This is a genomic window from Henriciella pelagia (assembly GCF_002088945.1).
GTDB classification, from domain to species: domain Bacteria; phylum Pseudomonadota; class Alphaproteobacteria; order Caulobacterales; family Hyphomonadaceae; genus Henriciella; species Henriciella pelagia.
In genome coordinates this window covers 50,519-75,742 of record NZ_NCSU01000003.1, presented here as the reverse complement: position 1 = coordinate 75,742, position 25,224 = coordinate 50,519, and the positions used below count along the sequence as shown (strand labels likewise).

At 62.2% G+C, this 25,224-nt stretch carries 27 protein-coding genes; 12 read left to right on the top strand and 15 right to left on the bottom strand.

Annotated elements, in window-relative coordinates; genetic code table 11:
• Positions 1–12: 12 nt before the first annotated feature.
• A complete protein-coding gene (gene ald, locus B8746_RS00490) occupies positions 13–1,134 on the top strand; it encodes an alanine dehydrogenase (protein ID WP_084391292.1) in 1,122 nt (373 codons plus the stop codon).
• Positions 1,135–1,216: 82 nt separating this feature from the next.
• Positions 1,217–1,495 carry a hypothetical protein gene (locus tag B8746_RS00485; protein ID WP_084391291.1) on the top strand — a complete coding sequence of 93 codons (279 nt, stop codon included), beginning with the start codon at positions 1,217–1,219 and terminating at the stop codon, positions 1,493–1,495.
• Between the two features lie 227 nt (positions 1,496–1,722).
• Here B8746_RS00485 and B8746_RS00480 read toward each other — a convergent pair whose 3' ends face one another.
• Positions 1,723–2,814 (bottom strand): RluA family pseudouridine synthase, encoded by a 1,092-nt coding sequence (locus tag B8746_RS00480; RefSeq protein WP_233123768.1) that lies wholly within the window; start codon positions 2,812–2,814, stop codon positions 1,723–1,725.
• Here B8746_RS00480 and B8746_RS00475 point away from each other — a divergent pair.
• Positions 2,813–4,513, top strand: coding sequence for an alkaline phosphatase D family protein (locus B8746_RS00475; RefSeq protein ID WP_084391290.1), 1,701 nt, complete (start codon positions 2,813–2,815; stop codon positions 4,511–4,513). The two genes, B8746_RS00480 and B8746_RS00475, sit on opposite strands and share 2 nt — an antisense overlap.
• A gap of 155 nt (positions 4,514–4,668) precedes the next feature.
• Here the strand turns inward: B8746_RS00475 and queF are convergent, their stop codons facing one another.
• Positions 4,669–5,133, bottom strand: coding sequence for a preQ(1) synthase (gene queF, locus B8746_RS00470; protein WP_084391289.1), 465 nt, complete (start codon positions 5,131–5,133; stop codon positions 4,669–4,671).
• A gap of 1 nt (position 5,134) precedes the next feature.
• Positions 5,135–6,169 carry a calcium/sodium antiporter gene (locus tag B8746_RS00465; protein ID WP_084391288.1) on the bottom strand — a complete coding sequence of 345 codons (1,035 nt, stop codon included), beginning with the start codon at positions 6,167–6,169 and terminating at the stop codon, positions 5,135–5,137.
• Between the two features lie 122 nt (positions 6,170–6,291).
• On the opposite strand from B8746_RS00465, the gene B8746_RS00460 reads away from it, so the two are divergent.
• From B8746_RS00460 to B8746_RS00445, 4 genes are all read left to right on the top strand, one after another.
• Entirely contained in the window at positions 6,292–6,762 is a 471-nt protein-coding gene (locus B8746_RS00460; RefSeq protein ID WP_084391287.1) for a YybH family protein, read from the top strand.
• A 63-nt stretch (positions 6,763–6,825) separates the two neighbouring features.
• Positions 6,826–7,704 carry an ion transporter gene (locus tag B8746_RS00455; protein ID WP_084391286.1) on the top strand — a complete coding sequence of 293 codons (879 nt, stop codon included), beginning with the start codon at positions 6,826–6,828 and terminating at the stop codon, positions 7,702–7,704.
• 98 nt (positions 7,705–7,802) lie between these two features.
• Complete coding sequence (locus B8746_RS00450; RefSeq protein WP_233123766.1) at positions 7,803–8,504, top strand: molecular chaperone DjiA; 702 nt, start codon at positions 7,803–7,805, stop codon at positions 8,502–8,504.
• 69 nt (positions 8,505–8,573) lie between these two features.
• On the top strand, positions 8,574–8,876 hold the full coding sequence (locus tag B8746_RS00445; RefSeq protein WP_084391285.1) for a hypothetical protein: 303 nt from the start codon (positions 8,574–8,576) through the stop codon (positions 8,874–8,876).
• Positions 8,877–8,951: 75 nt separating this feature from the next.
• On the opposite strand, the gene B8746_RS00440 is transcribed toward B8746_RS00445, so the two are convergent.
• A complete protein-coding gene (locus B8746_RS00440; RefSeq protein ID WP_084391284.1) occupies positions 8,952–9,713 on the bottom strand; it encodes a hypothetical protein in 762 nt (253 codons plus the stop codon).
• Positions 9,714–9,874: 161 nt separating this feature from the next.
• On the opposite strand from B8746_RS00440, the gene B8746_RS00435 reads away from it, so the two are divergent.
• Together B8746_RS00435 and B8746_RS00430 are read left to right on the top strand one after the other, a co-directional pair.
• Positions 9,875–10,801, top strand: coding sequence for a hypothetical protein (locus tag B8746_RS00435; RefSeq protein ID WP_084391283.1), 927 nt, complete (start codon positions 9,875–9,877; stop codon positions 10,799–10,801).
• A gap of 547 nt (positions 10,802–11,348) precedes the next feature.
• A complete protein-coding gene (locus B8746_RS00430) occupies positions 11,349–12,836 on the top strand; it encodes a hypothetical protein (RefSeq protein WP_143434489.1) in 1,488 nt (495 codons plus the stop codon).
• Positions 12,837–12,896: 60 nt separating this feature from the next.
• Here the strand turns inward: B8746_RS00430 and B8746_RS00425 are convergent, their stop codons facing one another.
• From B8746_RS00425 to B8746_RS00400, 6 genes are all read right to left on the bottom strand, one after another.
• Positions 12,897–13,076: a hypothetical protein gene (locus B8746_RS00425; protein ID WP_084391281.1), complete on the bottom strand. Its 180-nt coding sequence runs from the start codon at positions 13,074–13,076 to the stop codon at positions 12,897–12,899.
• Positions 13,077–13,309: 233 nt separating this feature from the next.
• Complete coding sequence (locus B8746_RS00420) at positions 13,310–13,885, bottom strand: hypothetical protein (RefSeq protein WP_084391280.1); 576 nt, start codon at positions 13,883–13,885, stop codon at positions 13,310–13,312.
• A gap of 382 nt (positions 13,886–14,267) precedes the next feature.
• The gene (locus B8746_RS00415) at positions 14,268–14,543 is read right to left on the bottom strand and encodes a hypothetical protein (protein ID WP_084391279.1); all 276 of its coding nucleotides are present in this window, start codon (positions 14,541–14,543) and stop codon (positions 14,268–14,270) included.
• A 148-nt stretch (positions 14,544–14,691) separates the two neighbouring features.
• A complete protein-coding gene (locus B8746_RS00410; protein ID WP_084391278.1) occupies positions 14,692–16,797 on the bottom strand; it encodes a TonB-dependent receptor in 2,106 nt (701 codons plus the stop codon).
• A 195-nt stretch (positions 16,798–16,992) separates the two neighbouring features.
• The gene (locus B8746_RS00405; protein ID WP_084391277.1) at positions 16,993–17,406 is read right to left on the bottom strand and encodes a PaaI family thioesterase; all 414 of its coding nucleotides are present in this window, start codon (positions 17,404–17,406) and stop codon (positions 16,993–16,995) included.
• A 64-nt stretch (positions 17,407–17,470) separates the two neighbouring features.
• Positions 17,471–17,851, bottom strand: a complete 381-nt coding sequence (locus tag B8746_RS00400; RefSeq protein ID WP_084391276.1) for a hypothetical protein — start codon at positions 17,849–17,851, stop codon at positions 17,471–17,473.
• Between the two features lie 120 nt (positions 17,852–17,971).
• Between B8746_RS00400 and B8746_RS00395 the strand changes: the two genes are divergently transcribed.
• Positions 17,972–18,784 carry a helix-turn-helix domain-containing protein gene (locus B8746_RS00395; protein WP_143434488.1) on the top strand — a complete coding sequence of 271 codons (813 nt, stop codon included), beginning with the start codon at positions 17,972–17,974 and terminating at the stop codon, positions 18,782–18,784.
• On the opposite strand, the gene B8746_RS00390 is transcribed toward B8746_RS00395, so the two are convergent.
• The gene (locus B8746_RS00390; protein ID WP_158084492.1) at positions 18,781–19,758 is read right to left on the bottom strand and encodes a D-2-hydroxyacid dehydrogenase; all 978 of its coding nucleotides are present in this window, start codon (positions 19,756–19,758) and stop codon (positions 18,781–18,783) included. The two genes, B8746_RS00395 and B8746_RS00390, sit on opposite strands and share 4 nt — an antisense overlap.
• Here B8746_RS00390 and B8746_RS00385 point away from each other — a divergent pair.
• Entirely contained in the window at positions 19,753–20,217 is a 465-nt protein-coding gene (locus B8746_RS00385; protein WP_158084491.1) for a TIGR02301 family protein, read from the top strand. The two genes, B8746_RS00390 and B8746_RS00385, sit on opposite strands and share 6 nt — an antisense overlap.
• 21 nt (positions 20,218–20,238) lie before the next feature.
• On the opposite strand, the gene B8746_RS00380 is transcribed toward B8746_RS00385, so the two are convergent.
• Positions 20,239–20,964 carry a glutathione S-transferase family protein gene (locus B8746_RS00380; protein ID WP_084391273.1) on the bottom strand — a complete coding sequence of 242 codons (726 nt, stop codon included), beginning with the start codon at positions 20,962–20,964 and terminating at the stop codon, positions 20,239–20,241.
• Positions 20,965–21,056: 92 nt separating this feature from the next.
• On the opposite strand from B8746_RS00380, the gene B8746_RS00375 reads away from it, so the two are divergent.
• Positions 21,057–21,767, top strand: coding sequence for a helix-turn-helix transcriptional regulator (locus B8746_RS00375; protein WP_084391272.1), 711 nt, complete (start codon positions 21,057–21,059; stop codon positions 21,765–21,767).
• 7 nt (positions 21,768–21,774) lie between these two features.
• On the opposite strand, the gene B8746_RS00370 is transcribed toward B8746_RS00375, so the two are convergent.
• The 3 genes from B8746_RS00370 to B8746_RS00360 are packed head-to-tail and all read right to left on the bottom strand — an operon-like array spanning position 21,775 to position 25,164.
• Positions 21,775–22,989 (bottom strand): TIGR03862 family flavoprotein, encoded by a 1,215-nt coding sequence (locus B8746_RS00370; RefSeq protein ID WP_233123764.1) that lies wholly within the window; start codon positions 22,987–22,989, stop codon positions 21,775–21,777.
• Complete coding sequence (locus B8746_RS00365; protein WP_084391271.1) at positions 22,979–23,731, bottom strand: RNA methyltransferase; 753 nt, start codon at positions 23,729–23,731, stop codon at positions 22,979–22,981. Before B8746_RS00365 ends, B8746_RS00370 begins: the two co-directional genes overlap by 11 nt.
• Entirely contained in the window at positions 23,728–25,164 is a 1,437-nt protein-coding gene (locus tag B8746_RS00360) for a hypothetical protein (protein WP_143434487.1), read from the bottom strand. Before B8746_RS00360 ends, B8746_RS00365 begins: the two co-directional genes overlap by 4 nt.
• Positions 25,165–25,224 lie beyond the last annotated feature (60 nt).

The following is a 25,224-nucleotide window of genomic DNA, read 5'->3' as shown; positions in this document are numbered from 1 at the left end:
GCGGAGGATCGTATGCGCATTGGAGTCCCGACCGAAATCAAGAAGCAGGAATCGCGCGTCGGCCTGACGCCAGAAAGCGTTGGCGACCTCATCGATGCCGGACACGACGTCTTCGTGCAGAAGGGCGCCGGCACGGGTTCGGGCTTTGCCGACAGCGACTATACGAGTGTCGGTGCGTCGATTGTCCCGGACGCTGATGCGGTGTTCGAGGCAGCCGAACTCATTGTGAAAGTGAAGGAGCCGCAGCCGGAAGAGACTGCGCGCCTTACGCCGAACCATACTCTCTTCACCTACCTGCACCTGGCGCCCGATCCCGTACAGGCAAAGGGCCTGATCGCATCGGGCTGTACCGCCATCGCCTATGAAACCGTGACCGAGCCGGCCGGCGGGCTACCGCTGCTGCGCCCGATGAGCCAGGTGGCTGGCCGAATGTCGATGCAGGTTGCGGCCTGGGCGCTGATGCGGACACGGCGGGGCCGCGGCCTGCTGCTCGGCGGCGTGCCGGGCGTTCAGCCTGCCAAGGTTGTCATCATCGGCGGCGGCGTCTCCGGCACAAATGCCGCCGAGATCGCCGTCGGCATGCGCGCCGACGTCACCGTGTTCGATCGCAATAATAACCGCCTTGCAGAACTCGACGCCCAGTTCAACGGGCTGGTGAAGACCATGTATTCCACCAAGCATGCACTGGCGGCGGCTGTACAGGAGGCTGATCTTGTCATCGGCGCGGTGCTGATCCCGGGGGCGGCAGCGCCCAAGCTGATCAGCCGCGAGCAGCTGAAGACGATGAAGCCGGGCGCCGTGCTTGTGGACATTGCGATTGATCAGGGCGGCTGCTTCGAGACCTCGAAAGCGACCACCCACGAAGACCCGATCTACGAGGTCGACGGCATCCTTCACTATTGCGTTGCCAACATGCCGGGCGCTGTCCCGCGCACGTCTACCTATGCGCTGAACAATGCCACGCTGCCCTTCGTCCTGCAGATCGCGAACAAGGGCACGCGCGACGCGCTGAACACGAACCCGCACCTTGCCAACGGACTCACCGTTGCCGAAGGGCACATCACGCACGAGCAGGTCGCCAGGGACCTCGGCATGGGCTTCAGGCTGCCGGATTGGTTCCGGGCCCAGGCTTGAAAAAGAATCCGGATTGCCTGTGGACAAATTTGTGGATTAAAGGCTCTATCGATCCGTAAGGTTGAGCGAGCTGGGGGTTCGAATGGCATTCGACGGCACCTGCGTGTGCGCATACGCAGAGCGTGAAAAGGACGGTGGCTGCCCCGTCTGCAGCCCGGTACCTCCTGCCCCGGCATCGCACAATTCCGGTCGCCATCGCCTGTTCGAATTCTGGCGGGGCCTTGAGCTGGAGCATTCGCGAGTGTGCCGCACCTATCGCCAGAAACTCCTCGGTCCGATCCGCTTCAAGAAACAGATCATCGAGCATGTGCGCAAGGCCGACCAGGCAAACTATTACAAGCACCATTTCGATCCACGGTGAATTTGGCTGGGGTACCCCCCTGACCTTCCCCTGAAGGAGAGGGGAAGGCCTGGTGCAAAGATGCTGAAGGATCGACAGAGGCCTCATGGTTCGACTGCGCTCACCATGTCGGCCTTTGGGAAAGAAATAGCCCGCCATGGTGAGCGCAGTCGAACCATAGAGGGCGAATTGGCGACACGCTGCGACCATCGCCCCCTCCCCTCTCGGGAGGGTCGGGTGGGGAGCCTTCACATCCGCCGCAGGGCCGCGACCAGTGCATCCATATCCTGCGGCAGCGGCGCTTCGGCAAAGACATCTTCCCCGGTGAGAGGATGAACGAAGCCGAGACTGGCGGCGTGCAGCGCCTGCCGGTCGAACTTGCGCGCGAGTGTTGTCGCCTGGATGAAGGCGTCGCCTTCTCCATAAGCCTTGATACCGCGATGACGGGCATAGGTCGGGTCACCGATGAGCGGCGCGCCGATATGCGCCATGTGCACGCGGATCTGGTGGGTCCGTCCGGTCTCGAGCCTGCACTGCATCAGGGCCGCAGCCGGCAGGCCTGTATTCCTGTCGAGTTCTCCAAACGTCTCCAGGGCCTTGTAATGGGTGATGGCATGGCGGGCATCATCGCGCTCATCTTCATCCACGACTGCCATCTTCTTTCGGTCATGGGCGGAGCGGGCAATGGCCTCGTCGACCGTGCCGGTGAGTGGGCGCGGTGCACCGCGCGTGATGGCGAGATAGGTGCGGTCGATATCGTGTGCCTTGAACAGTTTCGAGAGGCCGGCATGGGCCGCCTCGGTCTTCGCGATGACGAGGACCCCGGTCGTGTTCTTGTCGATCCGGTGGACAATGCCGGGACGCTCGACCCCACCAATGCCGGGAAGCTCTCCCTTGCAGTGGTGCAGCAGCGCATTCACCAGCGTGCCCTGCCAGCTGCCTGGGGCGGGATGAACCGCCATGCCGGAAGGCTTGTTGACGAGAATGAGGTGTTCGTCCTCGAACAGGACATCAAGCGGTATATCTTCAGGCTCGGGCGTCGCAGGCACCGGCGCGGGCATGTCGAGATCGAACGTATCGCCGGGACGCACGGCGAGTTTCGGATCGGTGACCGTGCGCTCGCCAATCGAGACTGCGCCCTCCTTGATCAGGGCCTTCGCGCGTGATCGTGAAAGCGTCTCGACCTGTTCGGACAGGAAACGGTCCAGCCTCGTGCCATTGTCGGCGGGCTGCGCGGTTGAAGAAATCTTGCTCATCGTGGTGCGCTTATAGACGCAGTTTCGCGCATTCGTCATGATGCCGCGATAAGAGAACACATCTGTCGGGAGGAGATGAGCCATGAGCAGGGTTTCAAGACGCCGCTTTCTGGGCTTTGGCGCGGGCGCTGCCGGACTGGCCGCCTGTACCACGACCATCGATCCGCTGGCGGGCAATCGCCCACCCTATCCGGGCACAGTCTCCTTCCTTCATGGTGTCGCATCCGGTGACCCCTTGTCCGAGCGCGTCATTCTGTGGACGCGTGTCACGCCAGACACGGACGACTCCGCGTCCGCAATTCCGGTCAGTGTGCTTGTAGCACGGGACGCCGCCCTGTCGGATATTGTCTCGCAGGGAATGTCGACCGCAACGGCGGGCAGCGATTTCACGGTCAAGGTCGACATGGACGGCCTCGAACCGTCCACCGAGTATTTCTACCAGTTCACCGCGCAGACTAGCGCAGGCGATGTGACGTCTCCCGTCGGGAGGACGAAGACGCTCGCCGCCTCCGGCACCGCGCCCGTGAAATTCGCCATCGTGTCCTGCTCGAACTATCCGTTCGGCTATTTCAATGTCTATGAAGCGGTCGCCAGGCAGGACGATCTCGATGCGGTCATCCATCTCGGCGACTATATTTATGAGTATGGCGTCGATGGCTATGGCGGCTCGCAGGGACAGGCGCTCGGCCGCAACCACGAGCCGCCCCTGGAGATCGTGACGCTCGGCGATTACCGGATGCGCCATGCCCAGTACAAGCGCGACCCGAAGCTGCAGGCCGCACACGCTGCCGCACCCTGGCTGTGCACCTGGGATGATCATGAGAGTACGAACAATTCCTACCGGACCGGTGCCGAGAACCACCAGCCAGAAACCGAGGGCAACTGGACAGACCGCAAGCAGGCCGCCGTGCAGGCCTATCTGGAATGGATGCCGGTGCGGGACCCGGCCGCGAGCCGCGCGCTTGGCGGGATCTATCGCAAGTTCGACTTCGGCGATGTGGCGACGGTGTTCTGCCTGGAGTCTCGCCTGACAGGCCGCTCGGACGAGATCGCCTGGGGCGCAGAGCTGGCAGGCGTTGCCCCTGACGAAATTCCGGCCAGGGCAGCCGATGTGATGGAGCGCGTGAACGCGCCTGCCCGTACCATGCTGGGCCAGGTGCAGGAGCGGTGGCTGGACGATGGCCTGAAAGCGTCATCCCGTGCGGGCAAGACGTGGCAAGTGCTCGCCAATCAGGTGATCATGGCGACAGTGAAGCCGCCGAACATGATGCAGGCGCTGAGCGAAGAACAGCGCGCCGCACAGAGCGGCTATGTCGCGGGGATGATCCCGTTCAGCCAGTTGGGGCTTCCCTTCAATCTCGACGCCTGGGACGGCTTCCCGGCAGCGCGTGAGCGGCTCTACAAGTCGGCCGAGACAGCCGGCGCGCGGCTCGTCACCTTCACCGGCGACACGCATACGGCGTGGGCCAATACGCTGCATGATGCATCCGGCAATGTCCGCGGCGTCGAGCTTGGCTGCACTTCCGTTACCTCTCCTGGCATGGGCAAATACGTCAAGGACATTCCGAATCTTGGCGCGCTCTTTGCCGAAGCGAATGAGGATGTCGACTGGTATGACCCGAACGGCAATGGCTACACGCTGGTGACGCTGACGGCGGACCGGGTGGTGGGCGAATTCTACAAGGTCTCGACGATTGCAGAGACCGCCTATACGGCCGAGAAAGTGGCGAGTTTCGTCACACGCCGGGACGATGATGGGATGACCGCGTTGGCCAAGGGATAACTGGCCTCTCATTCGCGCGTCACTCCCGATGAGCCGCAGGTTCATCCGGGAGCCTATCTCCTGCCATATCCATTTTGCTTAGCGGCTCGGTCTGAAGCTGGACCCTCAGACCGCCTCTGGCGGTCGAGGGTGACGCGTAGAATTGAGAGGCGCGTTTATCCCCGGCCGCGATAGGACGCGACGCCTGTGTCGGGCACGTAGAGCCCGTCCGGGATCGCCCCTGTCTGCCAGAACACGTCGATCGGAATGCCGCCGCGCGGATACCAGTAGCCGGAAATGCGCAGCCATTTCGGATCGAGCAGGCCTGCCAGCCGCTTGCCGATCGCGACCGTGCAGTCTTCATGGAAAGCGCCGTGATTGCGGAAGGCGGTGAGGTAGAGCTTCAGGCTCTTGCTCTCTACCAGCCAGGGGCCGGGCGCATAGTCGATGACGAGATGGGCAAAATCCGGCTGGCCGGTCACCGGGCAAAGCGACGTGAATTCCGGCGCGGTGAAGCGGGCGAGGTAGAGCGTGTCGGCATGCGGGTTCTGGACGCGCTCAAGATTGGCCTCTTCGGGCGAAGCCGGAATGGCGTTCGAGCCGCCCAGCTGGTCGAGACCGGAATAGATGTCCTTGCTCATATCAGCCTCCGATACGTGGGATGAGATTGAAGCTGAGCGCCATGTAGAGCGCGTAGCCGGCGAGCAGCACCATGCCTTCCCAGCGGGCGATCTTCTTTCCCGTATAGGCAAAGAGGAAGAGGAAGAAGAGCGACAGGCCGAGCGCGCCGATGTCCTGCATGCTGACAAGGCTTTCGCCCGGCGCAAAGTCGCGGGCGCCAACTTCGAGTGGCTGGGATGGGTCTGCGCCATCCGCACTGATGATGCTGAACGGGTAAACGGCCGCCGAGACGCCCATGATGCCGAGAATGTTGAAGATGTTGGAGCCGATCACATTGCCGAGCGCGACGTCGGCCTTGCCTTTGACGGCCGAGACAATGGAGGTCACCAGTTCAGGCAGGCTGGTGCCGATAGCGACGATGGAGAGGCCGATAACGGTCTCGGAGATACCGACGGCCCGGGCGAGGTCCGAGCCGCCGGTGACCAGCAGCTTGGCCCCGAACACAACGCCGGCAATGCCGCCAATGGACAGGAGCAAGGAAAGCCAGAGCGGCTCATGCGTCTCGACGATCTCGGCTTCTCCAGTGTGCACTTCGGCCGCCTTCGATCCCTTGCGCCGGTCGAGGATGACCGAAGCGATGAGATAGATGACCAGCAGCAGGAAGAAGATGATACCGGTGATCCGGTTGAACCCATCAAACCAGAGGACAAGGGCGAACAGGATGGTTGCCGCAAGCATGACCAGGCCATCGCGTGCGAGTGCTCCGGGATGGGTGATAATCGGCGTAATCAGCGCGCCCGCCCCGATAACCAGCAGGATGTTCGCTGTATTGGACCCCATGACATTGCCGACCGAGATGCCGACAGAGCCGTCGGCCAGCGCCTGGAGGCTGGTCACCATTTCCGGCATGGACGTGCCGAAGCCGACCAGAGTCAGGCCGATCAGCAGCTCCGACATTCCAAGCCGGCGGGCAACGCCGACCGACCCGCGCACCAGCAACTCGCCACCTGCAAGCAGCAGGACAAGTCCACCGACGATCAAAGCGATCATGATCATAAGAAATCTGCCTCCCGGGCCTCAGTGTGACCTGTCTAGCGGGTCAGGCGGCAAACCCAAAGCCCGGTTTTCAATTGCGCTGCAAGCACTAGACTGCGCTGGCTGAAACGGAGAATATCAGGATGCGCCATCTGCTCACTGCGGCCCTTTTGTCGTCCAGTCTTGTCTTCACAGCATGCACGCATACTACACCGCCGCAGTCGCCTGTCGGATTTTCCAGCGCTGATGATGCGGCGATCCGCTCTCTGCTGGCGGCGCAGGATGCAGCCTGGAATGCGGGCGACATTGACGGCTTCATGCATGGCTACTGGGTCTCGCCGGAGCTGCGCTTTGCGTCGGGCGGCACGGTGACGCGCGGCTATCGGCAGACGCTGGACCGATACAAGGCGCGATACTCGGACCGCGATCTGATGGGCACGCTCAGCTTTGACGAGCTGGAAGTGGTGCCGCTCGCTTCGGATGCGGCCGTGGTGCATGGCCGCTGGTTGCTGACGCGCGAAAGTGATGCGCCATCGGGCCTGTTCACCCTCGTCCTGCGCAAGATTGAGGGCGAATGGAAGATAATCAGCGACACGACGACTTCAGCTGATTGATCCGCGCGCGGCTGCAGTTAAGAGACGGGGGTCAGGAGACCTGAGACGGGGACGGAGTGAGCCATGAAACGCGCAACGCTCGACGAGACGACCAGCAACTCACCGCTGGAAGCGGCCATTGAGGCGATCTGGTTCCGCAACTTCATCACCGGCCTGATCATCATCAATGCCGCCATTCTCGGTATTCTGACCTATTCGGACTCCCTCTCGCCGGGCACGGTGTCCGCGCTGGAGATGATGGACCGGGGGATCACATTCGCCTTTGCCTTCGAGATCGGGCTGAAGCTGATCGTCTATCGCCAGCAATTCTTCAAGCAGGGGTGGAACTGGTTCGACTTCATTGTCGTCGGCATCTCGCTGGTGCCCGGCGGAGAGAGCTTCTCGGTGCTGCGGGCGATGCGGGTCCTGCGCGTCCTGCGCCTGCTGCATGTCGTGCCGATGATGCGCCGGATCACCGAAGCGCTGTTCAAGGCCCTGCCGGGCATGGGGGCGATCGTCGCGGTGCTGGCGCTGCTGACCTATGTCTATGCGGTCATGGCGACCAATATGTATGGCGATACCGACAATCCGGAAGTCGCCCAGCTTTTCGGTGACCTGCCGAGCTCTGCCTTCGCGCTGTTCCAGGTGATGACCATGGATGGCTGGCGCTTCGAGGTGGTGCAGAAGGTGATTGATGACGGGCACCCCTATTCGCCCTTCTTCTTCCTGACCTTCATCTTCATTGCGAGCTTTGCCGTCCTCAACCTGTTCATCGCTCTCATCGTGGAGGCGCTGGCGGCCGAGCAGAAGGCGGCGACAGAGGAGCTGATCGACGAGATCGAGGAGGATGTGCAGCAGGCCGAGGAGGAGCGCGACGAGATGATGGAGCTCCTGAAATCCCTGCGCGAAGAGATTGCCGAGTTGAAAAATGCCGTCGCGGCAGGTAACAAGGCAGACCCCTGACATGCTGCACGCCGCTCACCGATTCGTGAGCGTAGCTGTCCAAACAGTTTATCGTTGCGGACTGATTTTGATCGCAAAGCCCTGTATAGTCTGACCATATGAGCCTCTGGCAGATGATGATCGAAGGCGGAAAGCGCCTCTTCGACAGTGACGGACCCGACGAGCCGGCACCGTGCGATGGCGGCTGCGAGCCGGACCCGAACGATGTCGGCTTCACCGCGGCGGTGATCGGCCTCTCGGCCAAGATGGCGGCGGCCGATGGCCGGGTGAGTGACAATGAAGTCATGATGTTCTCCCGCATCTTCCGCGCCGCACCGGAAGACGCGAACAATGTCCGCCGGGTCTTCTCCATCGCGCAGCAGACGGTGCGCGGCTATGAAGCCTATGCCCGCAAGATCGGCCGGCGCTACTCTGACCGGCCCTGCCTGCTCGAAGGCGTGCTGGACGGCCTGTTCATGATCGCCGGGGCGGACGGTGCCGTCACCCAGGACGAGATGGATTACCTCAGGACCGTCGCCAGCAATTTCGGTTTCGACGAAGCGACCTTCCGCCGGATCCGTGCCAGCCATCTCGGCCCGGACCGGGATGACCCGTACCACATCCTCGGCGTCTCTCATGACGCGGCCTTCGACGTGATCCGCCAGGCCTATCGCCGGCTGATGGCGGACAACCACCCCGACCGGGTCGTCGGCAATGGCGCCCCGCGCGAGTTCGAGATCGCCGCGCATGACAAGGCCGCCGCGATTACCGGCGCCTATGCCAGAATCCGGGCAGAACGCGGCCTGATTGCGACCAACTGAAGGTCTTTCTCCCAAAGCGATTGACGCAGCCCCCGCCTGCCCTCATCTTGAAGGTCTGGAGGCAAAGACATGACAGCAGCACGCACAGGCGTATCGTTTGAGGCCATACTGGCCCGCATCGGCAATGGATTGCGCGAGGCGGCCCGCTGGGGGCTTCGCGGTGTCATGGCGCTTGTCATCATCTTCATGGCGGGCGTGATTGCCGTCGTGACCGCCGCTGTCGGCCTTGTCATCGCGGCGATTGCCGTGCTCCTGCGCCTCACCGGCGCGCGCCCGAAGGCCGCAAGCCAGCCGGGCGAGACGCAGCAGGGCCCTGGCGATGGCATCACGCTGGACGCACACCGCACGGCCCGCGGCTGGACGGTCGAATAGGCCAGCGCCCCAAAGGCCCAGCACATGCGGCCCCGCTTTCGCGAGGCACTCCCTGAATTTTCATCGAAGTCCGCCCTAGCCGGGCGCAGGCGGGGCATGAAACCGCTCGACCGCCCAGCGCATCACGCACTGACCGAGCCAGCTGACAGGTTCGCGCTCCAGCGGGTCGGTCTGCCATGACAGGCCCGGCGCGCGGCCAAGCTTCAGATTGTGCAGCTTTCCGGCATGACGCCCGCGCCCCAGCTCTGCGATCAGCCGCTGCGCGGTCGCTTCGGGATGGGCGATGGCCTGCCTGAAGGCATCGAGGCGGGCCTTGAGACGGTGTGCGGGGACAAGCTCTGCCTCCGGCAGGCGCGGCGTTTCCTGGCGCGCGGCCCGCTCCGGCAGCGGCGCTGACCCCATAATGTCAGCCAGCGTGTAGACATGTTCGAAGAGGCGGAACGGGCGCGGCTTGGGGGCTCGGTGCGGCTCGGCATGAAGCGGTTTATTCTCCGGCCTCTCCCCCTCTTCGCCGACACCTGCGCAGGCAGGTGTCCAGGGACCCTCCAGTCCATTGATCGCACCATGGGGGCCTGCCTTTGCAGGCCCCTGCGGATCAGAGGCCCTCGCCCCCATATCGAGCGCCAGCGCAAGGATGAGCCGGCGGGCCAGGGATTCCGCGATGCGCAGCTTTGCCTGGATCGCGCGCTTCAGGCCGCGCGCGATGAGGTCGCCCCGCTCAAGGCGCGGCGCACGCTCGGCTGAGGACAGGGTGAACAGGGCGGCGAGGAAGCGCTCCATCGCCTCCCATCCCCGCCCGGCCGCCGCCAGCGCCCGCTCTTTCCAGACCTGTTCCATGACGAGGAGTATGCACCGGGGCGCGGGGGTGTGGGATGGATTGAGCTTTCAACATCGACAGCCCGCTTGGTTTCTAAACCTCTCCGTTCGCGAGTTTGAGTGAATTGAAGTAATAAACCCACTCAAAATAGATTCAGCATTTGGGGCGGGGCGGTACAACGATGACGATGGTCTGGAATTTTTTTGTAAACCTTGTGCGTGGATTCCTCGACTTCCCATTGTTGCTGCAAGCAATTTGGATCGTGGTATTACCCGGGCTTGCCATTGCGCTAGTTTGGACAATTCTTGAAACTCGGGTTCAGAATACGCCCGCCCTAACCCCACAAGAAAAGATATTGTCGGCAAATGAAGTTGAAGGTTTTCAAGAAGTCTTTCGCACTCGATCAATCTCGACGGAAGGTGAAGTCCACATAATCACTCAACTAAAGCGGAAGCCACAAAACGCCGATGGCTCAATTACTTTCGGAGTAGCGCGTGTCCACGAGACTTCCCAGACCCGGTTCGAATGGACGGTTTTTGTTCAAGACAAAACTTGGGCCGTGGGTTCCGATGCCAAATTCGATACGATCGTTGGTTCCGGCATTGGAATAGAAAAGGCGCTGGACCAAAAATATCTCAAGGCCAGTATCTCCAAAGCCCTGGATGTTTTGTGCGTTGGCTTAGCCTCCTCCGAGCAAAACCAGCTTCAATCAAATGAAACGCTTTCCCACAGTCGAGCAGTTCACCTGTGCAGGACTTTGATTAATCTCAACTTTATCGATGAAAAGCGACAAGGTTATCTGGCTATTTCGTATGGAGAAGCCGATGAACCAGAGGACGCGGAAATTGACGTTTCAAATCAAAGAACCGCTATCATCGTCGGTGTTATTCAGTACTCAGGTAACGACGATGAAGACACTGTTATGTCAACGATCACCCGACTGATGGCAAAAGAGACGCCAATTCCCGGAGTGCGCTTACAGAATTACTCCCTATATGGCGATCCACATAAAATGTGGGGCTTTGGAGGAGGCGAACTCGTTGGCTACGAGAATATTACGTGGAACTCCGATGATCAAAAGCGGCCCGTAGGCGCACAGTCGAAGTGAATTCGATCATTTCAACGTTTGATCTCGAACCGAGCCAACTCGTTGCACGCGGTGTCCGATCTGTTTCAGGCGGTCAAGGTAAGCCGCGGCTGCTGCCGCAGCCTTCTGCGACTTCATTCGATCCACCGGATCGAATGATCGCTGCGCGACCGTCTCCGAAGCCCTTGACCGCCTGAAACAGATCGAAAGAGGCTGGCTGTGGCCGAATGGCAGGGTCTGCCATTAGGCCCGAAAGTACTCTGCAAAACTTCAAAACGTGACCGCGTCGGCCTCGTGGTTCGATACCCGCCTTCGCGGGCACAGGCTTCGCTCACCATGAGGCCTTTTGAGAGGTCGCAGGAAACCGCTCATCCCGGCGAAGGCCGGGATCTCGGGCTGATGGGTATGAGGCCTGCCGCACGAGACCCCGGCCTTCGCCGGGGTGAGCGGGGATATTGGGGTCTCTCCAGTATGCCCACCGCGCCCCTACCCTTGCGCGCAGGTTCGCGATTTGTCCGGATGCATCGCCTTTGCTAGGGTCGATGCTGTGTGGACGCGGGGGATGTTGATGACAGGGTTCTTGGCAAGGGCGGCTCTGGCCGGCCTGGGTGTGGCGGCATTGTCGGCCTGCAGCGGCGATGTTGAGCCCGAAGCGAAAGGCGAGGTGCCGCAGGCCCGCGTGGCTGAGGACCAGCCGTCCGCAGGCGCGGACGAGGAGCTGGACGAATTTCTCGAGATGATGAATGCGCTTGAGGCAGAGAGGCGCGCAGAAGCCGTTCCAGAGGGACCGCCAACACCTGAAGGCGCCTCGCCGGAAAGCATTCCGGTCGACCTGTCCGGAGAGCTGCCACCGCCGCCTTCCGCGGCCGCTCCGGCATCGAGCCGGCAACCGGCCGCACCACCGGATGAGACGCCCGCGCCTCGCGTTGCGCTGTCACGCGACGTGCCGACCCGTTCCAGCCCGTCAAGGCAGCTGTGGGAGGCCTATTTCGCGGGCAATTCGGCCGTTGGCGCCAAGCTTATTACATATGCCGTCTCATCGCCCATCTTCGCATCGTGCGCGGGCCAACCCTATGAGTGCCACGTCAGCCGCTGCCGGCAGTATGCTGGTGATCTCGGCCGGCTGTCCGAGCGCTCGGGAATGGATGCGGTGATGGCCGAGGTGCGTGAAGCGCCCGCAGGCCCGAAACTCACCCTGTCCTGCGCCCTGGCCTTCACCACCAATGCGACGCGTGTTCCGGACGTGGTGGGACCGAAGCCGATCTGGCGGCGCAACGACAATTACGACAATGCCATGTTCATGTTCAGCATTGCGTCCGGCGTGCATCCGGACCGCGCCGAGGTGCTGAGATCGGCCTTCGAGTTTTCCGCTTTCACATCGACCGGCCTGGAGCAGATCAGGCAGGCCGAAGACTGGCTTGCCGCCTATGGGCAGGAGATTGGCCGCTCGTCACCGGACTTTGCGCGCGCAGAGCGGATGATGAAAACGGTGCGCGACTTCTGGGCGGTCTGGGATGTCACCGAACGGCTCGGCGTGAATATGGGCGACCCGGTCATCCTCAACCGCGACTTCCACCTGGAGAGGACCTTCAGGAGCGGCGGGCGGACCTTTACGGCGGACGACGTCGTCGACCGGTATTACGAGATGAACAATGCTGGCTGGCGCAATGGCAACTCCTATGCCGAAGCCTATTGGGGCAATGGGTTCTATGCCCAGGCCTACACCACGGACGGGCCGGAATTCGTGCTGATCCGCGTCGACCGGCGGACCTATGAAGTTACGGTCGACTTTGTGATGGAGAGCGAAATCGACTTCGGGAACGCGAATGTCAGGGCGATCCTCGACTATGGTCAGAACGGCAATGCGCATGGATATAACTGGGATGCAGAAGGCTTGCGCACCTTCCTGAAGACCCGGTCACGGCCTTTCCATGAATGGTATGACCTGACGATCCCCAGCGCGGAGTTTTACGCCAAGACCCAGCGCGAGCGGATCAATATCATGCGTGCCCGGCAAGGCATGGGGCCACTGCCGAAGAACTGGAGCGTGAAATAAGGCTTGCCGCACGAGACCCCGGCCTTCGCCGGGGTGAGCGGGGAGTGGATGCGGCCTGCCCTATTGCGGGCGTTGACGCATCAGCTTGCGCAGGTCTTCAAGACGCTGCTGGCGGAACTTTTTCAGGCCCGACCGCAGGAACAGGCCGAGCTTCGGGTCGTGCTTGGCCGTGCTGGCCTGCGCGCGGTGGATGCGTTCATCGGTCCGCGAGATTCGGTCTTCGAGCTTGTTGATCATCATGTGTCAGCCTCCATTTCTGTCTGAAGTCAGAGCAGCGCCAGCGTTGACCGGCCTGCGCCGGACAGCTGAAGCGCCCTCTCAGTATGCCATAACTCAACGGCACCGGCAAAAGTTGCAGGCGATTGCAGAGGGCGGATGAGGCGGGGCTGCGAGCGGGCTCGCCCCTCTGGCGTGCATGAAAAAGGCCGGCCCCCAAAGGGAGACCGGCCCATGTCCTGTCCTGCCCGCTGCGCCTAGTTGGCGGTCAGCGACAGGGTGATGATGTCGGAATAGTCGCCAGCGAACACGGTCGTGGTCGGCGCGCCCTGGAAGTCCGGGCCCTTGACGCCATCGACGACGATATAGGCACCGACTTCGCGGCCCTGGCGCAGTTCTGCAGAGCCGGCAATCGGATAGGTGCGGTCGCTGGTCAGCGATTCTGGCCGGGTGCCGAGGGCGTAGGAGAACTCATCATCGCCCTTGTCGAGGTCGAAGGAGTAAGGGATCTGGTTGCCCGGACCGGTTTCCGTGCCATTGCGCAGCAGGTAGCCATTATTGGCCGATGAGACGCCGACGGTCGCGCCGGCTGCCGCGTTGCAGACGAGGCCGAAGCTCACGCCGCCAGGCACAGTGCCCGTGGTGCCGGCAAGTTCGCCATAATCAAATTGCAGCGTCGTGCCCGACGCCGTGATGCCGCAGATCTCTTCCACCGTGCCGGTGATTTCGATCGTCAGCTCTGCCGTGCCGCCATCACTCGCATCGATGAAGTCTGCGGATGCGGTGCCAACCATGGCAAGCGCGGCCACCGATGCAAAAACCAGTCTTTTCATTCAAGTCACTCCACTGCGCCGGGGGAGTGCGACCGTCAGACATCGCGCTGCGACTGCTGCGCCGCACCGAGGCGGCGCCCCTCGGCCTGTCTGCTCAGGCAAGAGTGTGTAGCGACAATGACCGAAACCGGCTGCCAGTCCCCAGGAGCTTTTTTTGTCCCATTGCCCCTGAGTGCAAGTTCCAGCACTCGAAGGAGAGTTTTACGCGATCACCAACCTTTGCAAACCCCGGATTTTATTACAATTTTCTCCCTTTCTGGGGAATCCCGGCGCCTGGGAACGTGTCTGGTGAGAGTCTTTTCAGGAGGCTGGCGACGGCCCGCCGCGACGTGCCCGGCCTTTTTCTTGCTTGAATCAGCGCACTGGCATCGAGGGGCGGTCGCTATGACACTTTCTCGATCTCTCTGGGCGCTTCTGTCTTGCGGGTTTCGACGCGTTTCTTCGGTTTCGGCAGGAGGCGGAAACGCGACTGGCACCAGGCCCAGCCAACCCCGACATCGATGAGCGCGTCGGAACGCCCGCACGGGCACATATACTCAAAGACGTAATAGACGCGGTAAGTCTCGCCGCGCACCAGCGGGACGGGTTCGCCGGTCACATGGTTCGGGCCGTCATTGACGCAGAGCACCAGGTCTTCGCAGCTGACATCGTAAGACATGGGCGCATTTTAGCAGCTGTCGCGCTTGTCGCCCATAGCCAACCGGGCCCATGCTCTAACGGGTCAGATACGCCCTCATCCTTCGCTACCCGCCTTCGCGGGCACAGGCTTCACTCAGGATGAGGGCGCAAGCTGTCATGGAGCGGCCTTAGAACCGGCCGCGAACGGTGAGTTTTGCGTTGAGCGGTGCGCCGACGGTGACCTGGTGGTTGGAGTGGGCGTTCGGGAAGTAGAGCTCGTCAGCGAGATTCTCGACATTGAGCTGCACGCGCAGCGTGTCCGACACGTCATAGAAGGCTGCCGCATCGACGCGGGCATAGCTTGGCAGCACGGCGGTGTTGCCATTGTCGATGAAGCTGTCGTCCTGCCAGGTCACGCCGAGGCCGAGGCCGAAGCGGTCTGTGACTTTGTAGGTGTTCCACAGCGAGGCCATGTTTTCCGGCAGCTCGCGCGGGCGAAGGCCGGTCGGACCGGTGCGGCTGACCTGCTCGCCATCGAGGTAAGAATATCCCGCAGAGATGAACCAGTCCTCGGTGAGCTGGCCGCGCAGCTGGGCTTCGAAGCCGGTAATCTCGGAATCGATGACGTCCAGCGTGGACGGGTCATTGTCGGCAGGCTGCGGCGAGCTCTGCTCGATCTCGAAGACAGCGGCGGTGAGGCTGAGGCCGCGGACGAAATCCCATTTGAGGCCCGCCTCGAGATTGGTGAACGTGTCCGGATCGAGCGCATTGTTGGCGCCGTTGATATTGGCGAACTGCTCCCCGCTGCGCGGCAGGAAGGTCTCGCTATAGCTGGCATAGAGGGAGATGTTCTCCTGCGGCTTGTAGACAAGGCCAAGCCGGGGCGAGATTTCCTCATCCTTGCGCGAGCGGGTCTCATTGGCGACGACATTGTTGACCTCGATATCGAAGCTGTCGAAGCGCGCGCCGAGGATGACGTCGAGTTTTTCGGATATCTCGATCTCGTCCTGGATGTAGGCGGAGAAGACGTCGATGCCGACGCGGGTATCGTCGCTGATATCGACGGAAAAATCATTGATCGTGGCGAGCCCATCCGCATTCACGCCGATACCGCCGCGCAGATTGAGCGGGCGCATGATGGAGAAGGTCTCGGTGTCGTCGAGGCTGGTGCTCCAGAAGGAATTGTAGCGGTCCTGGTCGGAAGAGGTGTCGATATATTCGGCGCCGAAAATGACGGTGTGGCCAAACGCGCCGGTCGTAAACTCGCCGACAAGATTGCCCGACAGGATCAGGTTCTGGCGCTGGGTCGTATCGACATAGCCGTCCAGCGTGACCTCTGTCGGCGTGGCCACCGCGTCATAGGCCGAGGCGTAGAAATTCTGGTAGAGCTTGTCATAGTCGCCATAGAAGGCGCTGAAATTGCCCTTGAGGCTGTCGGAGAATTCATGCTGCAGCGAGGCGCGCAAGAGATGAGCCTCAAGCTCGGTCTTGTTGATGTCCGCGTCGCCGAAGACGATGTTCTCGAACGCTTCGACCGGGCGGCCATCGGCGCCGGTCGGGATACCGCGATCGATGAAGCGCTCATGGTCTGCATATTCGTAGGACAGGTTCAGGACGGTGCGCGGGCTGAGCTGGAATTTGGCGGTCGGGTTGAGGCCGATGCGCTCGCCATCGAAGAAGTCGCGGTGGTTTTCGAGGCTCTCATACATGGCGTTGAGGCGGAAGGCTGAGGTGTCGGAGGCGGAATAGTTGGCGTCAGCCTGCAGCGCGTAGCCGCCAAAGGTGTCGACGCTCGCCTGATAGCCGGCAAAGGTTTCGCCGAGCACGCCCTTCTTGGTGACGCGGTTGAGGATGCCGCCCGTGCCGCCGCGTCCGAACATCAGCGCGTTCGGGCCGCGCAGGATCTCGACCTGTTCGAGATTGTAGAGCGGGCGGTAATACTGGACGTCGTCGCGCATGCCATCGATGAAGAAGTCCGCCGTCGAGCGCACGCCGCGAAAGACGATGGAATCGCGGTGGCCCTCACCCTGCGAGGTGTTCACGCCGGGGGTGTAGTCGATGATGTCGCCGATGGAATCGAAGCCCTGCTCGGCGATCTGGTCGGCCGTGATGATGGAGAGGCTCTGCGGCACGTCGATGATCGGGGTGGGCGTGCGCAGCGCATTGACCTGGTCTGTGTAGAGATACTGGCCAGTGACGATGATAGTGTCCTGACGGGCATCAGGTTCAGGGTCTGCGAGAGCTGGCGAGGCAGCGATGAGAGCGATGGGTGCGGCGGCCAGATAGCGGAACATATACTAGACTTTCGTTCTGAGAATGACTTTCATTTGCCTCCCTATTGTGAATGAGAATGCTTTTCAAGTGCGACAATCGCACGCGATGTGGGAACGATAATTCAGTGACATTCGAGCCACGGTCAGGTCATGGCAGACGAATTCTCGGTCGCGAGCGACGTCGCATGCTGGCAGGCTTGTCCGCGCTCTGAACGTTCACTTCAGCGTCACGCTCACATGGCCTTCGGCGAGGAGCTTGCCGGCGGCATCGGTGACGCTGACGCGGGCGACATTGCTGCGACCGCCACCGCGCAGCAGTACAGCGGACGCCTCAAGACCGCACGAGATGGCCGGGGCGAGATAATTGACGCTCAGCTGGCTCGTTCCACCGGATTGCGGCATTGTGCGGGCGCCGGCGATGGCAACCGCCACGCCCGCAATGTCAATCAAGGTCGCGATGACACCTCCGTGCACGATACTGGCTTCGGTACAATTGGCCCCGTCGAATTTGAGGGCGATGCAGACCTCGTCGTTCGCGATGGCGAGGAATGAGAGGTCAAGCTTGCGGGCAGCAGGCGTCTGGATCGTGCGGCGAACGAGGCGTTCGTGCGCCGTGTCGAGGCGGGTCATCGGCGGGACTTCCTGATCGTGGTGGGCGGGCGTAGTTGACAGCCCGGTTTCGCGAGGGCGGCAGTCAGGCCGATTGCGTTCGCAAAGCTACGTGCTCAAGCCAGGCGAGCACGGCAACAGCGGCGGCCTGGACGAGAATGAAACTGATACCCAACGCTGTGACACTCGTGACGAGAGCGATTACGAGAAGGCTTGCCAGGACCCAGAGAACATTTCCGAGCGCCACCACCTGTGCTGCGGAGCGGTTTACCGGATCACCGAGCCCCGTAGCCGCCATGAACAGCGCAACAGGGAACAAGACGATGGCAGCCCAGAGTAGCAATGGTTCGGGCAAACCTGTCAGCCCGGCAATGGGGCTCCTGCCCAGCAGCAGGACACTCCCCATCACGGTGCAGGTCATGGCATCGAGGAGAAGAAGTGGGCGGATGGCTTTTGCGGCAATCATGACATTGTGTCCTTTTGGTTTGCGATGTGGTCTGATCACCAAGGATCAGACCAGCGGCGCGGCAAGTCGATTACGTGAGAGGTAGTTGGTGCCATGATGATCGGGGCGTATGGATGGTGAATGACGACCGCCAATGCCCGCCGTAATTTTGGGTCCCTCCTGCGAGACTGGCGCAATCGCCGCTCAATGAGCCAACTCGCACTGGCCGCAGAGGCAGAAATTTCCCAGCGCCATCTCAGTTTCATGGAGTCAGGCCGCAGTGCGCCCAGCCGGAACATGGTATTGCACATCGCTGAACAGCTCGGCGTGCCGCTGCGCGAACGCAACGCGATGCTGGCAGCGGCCGGATTCGCTCCGGTCTTTCCGGAGCGCAGGCTGGACGACCCGGAATTTGCAGCAGCCCGAACGGCCATTGAGGCTGTCCTGGCGCGCCACGAACCGTTTCCGGCGCTGGCGTTCGACAGGCACTGGAACCTGGTGCATGCAAACGCAGGTATCACGACAATGCTTGCCGGCGTCGGGCCTGACCTGCTGGCGCCGCCGACCAATGTGTTGCGGCTGACACTTCACCCGGACGGGCTCGCTAAGCGTATCGTCAATTATCGAGAATGGCGCGCGCATGTGCTGCACCGGCTAGGCGAGCAGGTGACGCAAACCGGCGATTCAGACCTGCTGGCGCTTCGCAACGAACTAAAAGCCTATCCCGTGCCGCCGGGGGCTGCCCCGTACCGTGCCGGTACGACGACCATGACCTCTGCTCTTGCCGTACCGTTCCGCCTCTTTACGCCGGATGGCGTGCTCTCTTTCATCAGCACAACGACCGTGTTCGGAACGGCGCTAGACGTTACCCTTTCGGAGATCGCTATCGAGGCGTTTTTCCCCGCGGATGATGAGACACGTGATCAACTGTTTGCGAGCAATAAGCAGCGCTAGACCATCTGCGCCTCGAAGGCTTCGCGTCTGACGCGGTTGCGGAGCGGGTTGCCGTTCGCGAAGTTTCCAAGGTTCTCGAGAAACAGCTCGTCGTTCCGCGCGCGGGATTCAGACGTCAGCGCCGAAGTGTGCGCTGTCAGCGTGACGTTGGGATGGGTCCAGATCGGGCTGTCGCTGGAGAGCGGCTCCTCGCGGGTGACATCCAGCGCGGCATGGGCCGGGCGGCCCCTGTCCAGCGCGGCAAGGAGCGCGCCTTCATCGACGAGCGCGCCGCGGCCGACATTCATGAACAGGCTGCCCTCCTTCATCGCTGCGAAGAAACCGGCGTCGGCCATGCTCTCGGTCTGCGGCGTATGGGGGGCGCAGAGCAGGACGGCGTCGGCAAGCGCGATATCGTCCGGGCTGACATGGTCGGGATGAAGCATGTGGTCGGCAAACGGTGAGACGTGGCCGGTTCGGCGCACACCAGTAACGTGCCCGCCAAGGCCCTTGATGCGGCGACCAACCGCTTCGCCGATATGGCCGAAACCGAAAATGAGCCAGCGCGTGGCAGAGATTTCGCGGAAATGGACCCGCTCCCACTCTTTCCTCGCCTGCGCGTCGCGGCGCTGGGCGCCATTGCCGAACCAGTCAAAGGCGGCCCAGAGCACCCATTCGGCGATGGCGTCCGACTGGACATGGCTGGACGTATAATGCTCTGCCTTCTCGCCGACCTTCTGCAGGAAAGGATTTTCGAGCCCCGCTGCGGAGGACTGGAACCAGACCAGTTTCGGTGCGGTATAGAGGGTCCTGGCGAAGGCGCGCGAGGCCGGGCTGAACCAGACATCGGCATTGCCATAGGCGATCAGGCCATCTGTAGCAGTCTCGCCCCAAGGCCGCCCGATTTGTTCACTATCGGTTATGGTCAGCGGTGAAATATGGTCAGCGAAAGGCTTGAGCTGCGCCTCAAGGCGGACGAAAGAATTGTGATGCATCAGACAGTCAAACATCTGCGGGCCCTCGCTGTACTATCTCTGGCCGTCTTCCTGCCAGTCAGCGCAGCGAATGGCCAGTACCAGCGCGACTTCCAGCCCGATTATGATGTCTCCGACACGCGCGACCAGACCTATATCCGAAATGTCGTCTCGCTATCCTCGACGCTCGGCTCCGCGCATGCGATCCGGCTGCTCTGCAATGGGCGGGACGATCAGTACTGGCGGGTCTACATGCAGGAGCTGCTGGGCGTCGAAGCGCCGTATCAGAGCCGCCTGAGGTCTTCCATGGTGTCGGCCTTCAACGAGGCCTATTCCGCCGAGAGCGCACGGCGCAGCGGCTGTGACCAGGCGGCGGTGTCTGCCGAGAAGGTCTATGCCACGACCGGCAAGCGGCTTGCCGATGAGCTGGCACAGGCGAACCTGCCCAGCCGGGCCTATTCCGGCCCCGCTGAGCAGTAGGAGGAAACGCCTGTGGCCGACTTATGCGGCCATCAGTTCGGGCCAGACGCCGTCTGCAAGATAGGATTCCCGCATCCGCTTCATATAGCGCACGAGATTGGCGTGCTGGGTTATGAGATCTGTGAGCGGCGTGTCGAAATAAGGCGTGGCCGACGAGATGAGCACCGCCGACACAGAGGCATCGGCAACCGTTGGCTCGTCTCCGAAGAGGAAGGTCTGCTCGCCCAGCTGGGCGGCGATGGCGGCAATGTCCCAGGCGGCGAGCTGCAGCTGTTCGGCGTGCGAGTGGCGGCCAATGCCTGAACCGTAGCGGGTCTCGCGGATATTGTCGCGTGTTTCCCTGATGATCTGCGAGCGCATCGGTTCGGGCGCGCCTGCGAAGAACATGGCGGGGCCCTTGGCGAAGTTCGCATCATTCATCCAGCGCTCACCGGCCATGACCGCAGCCAAGTGGCCCTCGGCCATGCGTTCAAACGCCCAGGACTGGGCCTGCTGCTGGCGCGTCAGCCCGTCCATGAGCGAGCGGCCGAGCTTCTTCTCGAAATGCGCGCGGATAAAATTGCTGTCCTCAATGATCTCGCCATCATCCTCGACATAGGGGGCCTTGTGCTTGGAGACGCTGTCGAGATCAGCGATGGCGCGGTCAAACTCGATGTCGAGCATCTGCAGCTGAATGTCGGTTTTCATCACATAGGGGCTGGGCGAGGGACAGTCGAACATTGGGCCCCATCCATAAAGCGTGGTCATCTCTTTATCCTTTCCTGCTCGAGATGCGGGCTTGATATCCGAGGCCTGCTGACAGCATTATGTCAGTAGAGTGTCAGGAGAACGAAAATAGAATGAGACGGACCGAACGCCTGTTCCAGATTATCCAGATCCTGCGCCGGGCCCGCGGCCCCGTGACCGGCCAGCACCTCTCAGAAGAACTGGAAGTGTCGCTGCGCACGCTCTATCGCGACATGGCCGAACTGATCGCGCAGCGCGTGCCGATCCGGGGCGAGGCCGGGACCGGCTATGTGCTCGATAGCGGCTATGACCTGCCACCGCTGATGCTGACAGCCGATGAGCTGGAAGCGGCCGTGCTTGGCGCAAAATGGGTGGCGGCGCGCGGCGATGATGCGCTCGCACGCGGGGCCGAGGACCTGATTGCCAAGCTGTCGAGCGTCGTGCCGGCAGAGCTGGAGCCGGTCATCGTCGATGCGGGTGTCTATCCGGTGACGCGGTTCGATAACCGGGTGAAGGACAGTTTCGACGTGTCGCTGGCGCGCGCCGCCATTCGCCATCAGCAGAAATTGCGCATCGAGTATGCCGATGAACATGGGCGGGTCTCATCGCGCACGATCTGGCCCTTCATCGTCGCCTACTGGGAAGATGTGCGGCTTGTCTGTGCCTGGTGTGAGCTGCGCCAGGATTTCCGGCATTTCCGCACGGACCGGGTGATCAGGGCGGACCTTCTGGAGGAGCGGTTTCGTGAGCGCGTGCCTGTCCTGCGGGCGCGGTGGAAAGCCGCGCGGGAAAGTGAACGCCAACGGTCCGGTGCGGGTTGTTAGTGCCCGCCTATCGGTGCCTGAGCCATGCCAGCACGCCCAATCCTGCGGCGCGGCCGGTCGCCATGCAGGCGGTGATGAGGTAGCCGCCAGTCGGTGCGTCCCAGGCGATCATTTCGCCGGCGCAGAAATGGCTGGGTCTGTGTTTCAGCATGAAGTGGTCGTCGAGCGCGTCCCAGGCGACGCCGCCCGCTGTAGAGATAGCTTCATCGAGCGGCGCTGTGCCGGTGAGTTTCAGAGGCAGCGCCTTGATCGCGGCGGCGGCGCTTGCAGGATCGTTCAGCGCCTCCCGGTCGGCGCATTCGAAGAGGAGCGCGGCCTTCACCCCGGTCAGTTTCAAGGCCTTGCGCAGGCGATTGGAGAGGGACTGTTTGGCCGGCGCGGCAGCGAGGCGACGGGCGATGTCGGCCGCTTCGAGGTCTGGCAGCAGGTCGAGCCAGAGCGTTGCGGAACCCTGCGTTTCGACCTCATCGCGCAGGGGCGCGGACAGGGTGTAGACGCCGCCGCTTTCGACGCCGCGCGCTGTGATGGTGAGTTCTTCGCGGGTCTCTTTGCCACCTGCCGATAGCTTCACGCTCTTTACGGCAGCGCCAGCGAACGCGTCCCGCATCCGGTCTGACCAGTCGGCGAGGAAGCCGCAATTGGAAGGCCGGAAGGGGGCGAGCGCGATGCCAGCCGTCTGGAAGGGCGCGGTCCATTCGCCGTCTGAGCCGAGCCGGCGCCAGCTGCCGCCACCGAGGGCGAAGATTGTCGCGGAGGGGCGAACCGTCACTTGCCCCTGTGGCGTATCGAAGACGAGTGCGCCGTCGCCATTCCAGCCCATCCAGCGATGCTTCAGGTGCAGCCGTGCGCCCCTGCCCTCAAGGCGGCGGAGCCAGGCGCGCAGCAGGGGTGAGGCTTTCATGGTTTCGGGAAAGATCCGCCCTGTGGGGCCGGTATGGGCCGGCATGCCGAGGCCGTCCATCCAGGCGATAATCTCGTCTGGCCCGAAGTGCTTCAGGCAGTCTCGCAGCCGGTCATCATGGTCGAGATAGTGTGCGGCGAATTCGGCCCTTGAGCCGGTGTGGGAAATGTTGAGGCCGCTCTTGCCGGCCATCAGGAATTTGCGGCCCGCGCTCGGCATGGCCTCATGGATGTCGACGCCGAGGCCCGCTTCGGACAGGGTTTCAGCCGCCATCAGCGCGGCCGGGCCGCTGCCAATGACGCTAACGCGCTCAGTCGTCACGGACGATGCGGGCCTTGCCGCGGCCAAGGGCGAGGGCCTTGATGGCACCCCGGAAGGTGCGCACTTCCTGTGTGGTCCACTGGCCGCGGATGAAGGCGTTGCGGAGGTTGCGGGTCATCAGTGGGGTCTTGTCCGGTGGGTAGAAATAGCCCGCGCGTTCCAGCTCGTATTCGAAATGTTCGAACATGCCGATCAGCTCTTCGCGCGAGGCCGGAACGTCAACGCCGGCATTCTTGCCTTCGAAGCGCCCTTCCCGGCCCTCGGCATCGCCCCAGGCGGCTGCAAAGACGATGACCGCCTGGGCGAGATTGAGCGAGGCAAAGGCAGGGTTCACCGGATAGGTCATGATCGCGTCGCAGAGGGCAATGTGATCGTTTGACAGGCCTTGCGCCTCGCTGCCGAAGAGGACGCCGGTGCGAACCGTCTGGGCCTTGAGGAGCTCGACCGCGTCGCCGGCATTGGTGACGGGCTTTTCCATCTCGCGCGGGCGAGCCGTGGCGGCAACGAGATAGCCAAGGTCGGCGACGGCGTCTTCCACACTGTCAAAGGCGGTGACGGTAACGCCAGCCTCGAACGCGCCCGCCGCGAGCGGTTCGGCGGCCGGATTGGGCCAGCCATCGCGCGGGGCTGCGATACGAAGCTCTGTCAGCCCGAAATTGAGGATGGCGCGCGCAGCCGAGCCAATGTTTTCGCCAAGCTGGGGTTCTGCGAGGATGATGATGGGCGGGTTTGCTTCATTCATTCCGCCGCATAGACCGGCCAGTTCATTTTGACCAGATTGCCCTTGCCGTCGAATTCAGGCTCAAGGCCTGCGCTTTCCAGCATGTCGGCGAGCGCCTCTGCCGGGTCATCCAGCTCTTCCTCGACTATGACGCGGATCTTGTTGCGGTTGGCGCGCGTCGCTCCGAAGAGCTGCATGGTCGTGAAGTAGAGCGATTCATTGACCTGCGGCTGGTCGAGCGAGACAGCGTTCTGCAAGAGCCGGTTCCAGAACTCATAGAGCGTCTTGCGCTTCAGGAAGCCATCCGTGGCCTGGGCGATGAGGTCTCCGCAGGAATAATTGGCAGAGAAGCTGTCACGCTTGGCGGCGTCCTTCAGAGGGCCGCCTTCGAGCGCGGCAGCGCACTCCTTGAAGGCGTTGGCGTAGACACCGGCCAGGAATTTCTCGCGGTCCTCACCCTCCAGTTGGGCGGCGACGAAGCTGTAGGCCATGGTGTTGGCCGCACCCTCATGGATCCAGGCGTCGCTATCGCCAGCAAATTCAGCGCCCCCAGTCGTCTGGAACAGGTGCACGGCCTCATGGGCGAAAAACCATTGCAGGTAGGAGAGCGCGTTGAAGTTGGCCTTGGAGAATTCCGAGCCGCCAACTTCCATCATCAGCAGATTGTCGAGCGCGCCGCCCGTGGCCGAGAAGCCCTGCCCGCCCGTGCCCTTATAGGCCAGCAGGATAGTCGCCTTGTCCTTCAGCTCGAATCCCCAAAGGCCTTCAAGCTGGTTGAAGATCGTCTCAAGGTCGCTGTCGAAGCGTGCCTGCAGCCAGTCCGGCAGGCCTTGGTCGAGCACGACGGCGAAGCTGTCAAAGGTCTGCGTTTCGCTGTCACCCATATAGATATAGGTGCCATCGCCCCTGATGCGGTGGGTCAGCGCGCCATCATGAACGTCGCCGTCGACAATGATCGGCTTGTCGGAGGTGAGCTTCACATCCATGGCGAGGGGACCGGTCTCGGCATTATCGAGATCCCCCTCCAGCGCCTCGATGGCATCAAGGTCTTCGAAGGGGATAAGGCTGAACTGGCCCTCATAGATGGCGAGGCCGCCATCGGAGAAGGTGACGAAGGGGGTGTAGTCTGCCTCGATCGCGCTGGTCAGCGGGATGATGCTGAAGTCCACCGCCTTGGCCGGTTCGTCGAAGATGATGACGTCGAAGTCGAAAGCGCGGCCAAAACGCGCCCCTTCGGTCTCCAGTGTCCAGGTGGCAGAGCGGTAGTCATTGCGCGAGCGGGCGAAGGCGAGCGCGCTCTGAGGCTCTGCGAATTCGTAGGACACCTTCCAGTCGCCGCTCTCCATCGGGCCGATCTCGACGACCGCATCAGCCTTGCCGCCCTGGGCCGTTGCCGACAGCATGAAACTGGTGCTGATCAAGCCGATAATGAGCAAAAGATAGGGTCTAGGCATGAAACCTCACTGCTTTCCAAGCCCCCGTGCCCGAAAGTCGCTTTTGACCATTCTACCCCT

Excerpts from the sequence above, each read along its gene's own strand:
- ald (WP_084391292.1), top strand. The coding sequence starts at position 13 with ATGCGCATTGGAGTCCCGACCGAAATCAAGAAGCAGGAATCGCGCGTC.
- B8746_RS00485 (WP_084391291.1), top strand. The coding sequence starts at position 1,217 with ATGGCATTCGACGGCACCTGCGTGTGCGCATACGCAGAGCGTGAAAAG.
- B8746_RS00475 (WP_084391290.1), top strand. The coding sequence starts at position 2,813 with ATGAGCAGGGTTTCAAGACGCCGCTTTCTGGGCTTTGGCGCGGGCGCT.
- B8746_RS00480 (WP_233123768.1), bottom strand. The coding sequence starts at position 2,814 with ATGGCTCATCTCCTCCCGACAGATGTGTTCTCTTATCGCGGCATCATG.
- queF (WP_084391289.1), bottom strand. The coding sequence starts at position 5,133 with ATGAGCAAGGACATCTATTCCGGTCTCGACCAGCTGGGCGGCTCGAAC.
- B8746_RS00465 (WP_084391288.1), bottom strand. The coding sequence starts at position 6,169 with ATGATCATGATCGCTTTGATCGTCGGTGGACTTGTCCTGCTGCTTGCA.
- B8746_RS00460 (WP_084391287.1), top strand. The coding sequence starts at position 6,292 with ATGCGCCATCTGCTCACTGCGGCCCTTTTGTCGTCCAGTCTTGTCTTC.
- B8746_RS00455 (WP_084391286.1), top strand. The coding sequence starts at position 6,826 with ATGAAACGCGCAACGCTCGACGAGACGACCAGCAACTCACCGCTGGAA.
- B8746_RS00450 (WP_233123766.1), top strand. The coding sequence starts at position 7,803 with ATGAGCCTCTGGCAGATGATGATCGAAGGCGGAAAGCGCCTCTTCGAC.
- B8746_RS00445 (WP_084391285.1), top strand. The coding sequence starts at position 8,574 with ATGACAGCAGCACGCACAGGCGTATCGTTTGAGGCCATACTGGCCCGC.
- B8746_RS00440 (WP_084391284.1), bottom strand. The coding sequence starts at position 9,713 with ATGGAACAGGTCTGGAAAGAGCGGGCGCTGGCGGCGGCCGGGCGGGGA.
- B8746_RS00435 (WP_084391283.1), top strand. The coding sequence starts at position 9,875 with ATGACGATGGTCTGGAATTTTTTTGTAAACCTTGTGCGTGGATTCCTC.
- B8746_RS00430 (WP_143434489.1), top strand. The coding sequence starts at position 11,349 with ATGACAGGGTTCTTGGCAAGGGCGGCTCTGGCCGGCCTGGGTGTGGCG.
- B8746_RS00425 (WP_084391281.1), bottom strand. The coding sequence starts at position 13,076 with ATGATGATCAACAAGCTCGAAGACCGAATCTCGCGGACCGATGAACGC.
- B8746_RS00420 (WP_084391280.1), bottom strand. The coding sequence starts at position 13,885 with ATGAAAAGACTGGTTTTTGCATCGGTGGCCGCGCTTGCCATGGTTGGC.
- B8746_RS00415 (WP_084391279.1), bottom strand. The coding sequence starts at position 14,543 with ATGTCTTACGATGTCAGCTGCGAAGACCTGGTGCTCTGCGTCAATGAC.
- B8746_RS00410 (WP_084391278.1), bottom strand. The coding sequence starts at position 16,797 with ATGTTCCGCTATCTGGCCGCCGCACCCATCGCTCTCATCGCTGCCTCG.
- B8746_RS00405 (WP_084391277.1), bottom strand. The coding sequence starts at position 17,406 with ATGACCCGCCTCGACACGGCGCACGAACGCCTCGTTCGCCGCACGATC.
- B8746_RS00400 (WP_084391276.1), bottom strand. The coding sequence starts at position 17,851 with ATGATTGCCGCAAAAGCCATCCGCCCACTTCTTCTCCTCGATGCCATG.
- B8746_RS00395 (WP_143434488.1), top strand. The coding sequence starts at position 17,972 with ATGACGACCGCCAATGCCCGCCGTAATTTTGGGTCCCTCCTGCGAGAC.
- B8746_RS00385 (WP_158084491.1), top strand. The coding sequence starts at position 19,753 with ATGCATCAGACAGTCAAACATCTGCGGGCCCTCGCTGTACTATCTCTG.
- B8746_RS00390 (WP_158084492.1), bottom strand. The coding sequence starts at position 19,758 with ATGCATCACAATTCTTTCGTCCGCCTTGAGGCGCAGCTCAAGCCTTTC.
- B8746_RS00380 (WP_084391273.1), bottom strand. The coding sequence starts at position 20,964 with ATGACCACGCTTTATGGATGGGGCCCAATGTTCGACTGTCCCTCGCCC.
- B8746_RS00375 (WP_084391272.1), top strand. The coding sequence starts at position 21,057 with ATGAGACGGACCGAACGCCTGTTCCAGATTATCCAGATCCTGCGCCGG.
- B8746_RS00365 (WP_084391271.1), bottom strand. The coding sequence starts at position 23,731 with ATGAATGAAGCAAACCCGCCCATCATCATCCTCGCAGAACCCCAGCTT.
- B8746_RS00360 (WP_143434487.1), bottom strand. The coding sequence starts at position 25,164 with ATGCCTAGACCCTATCTTTTGCTCATTATCGGCTTGATCAGCACCAGT.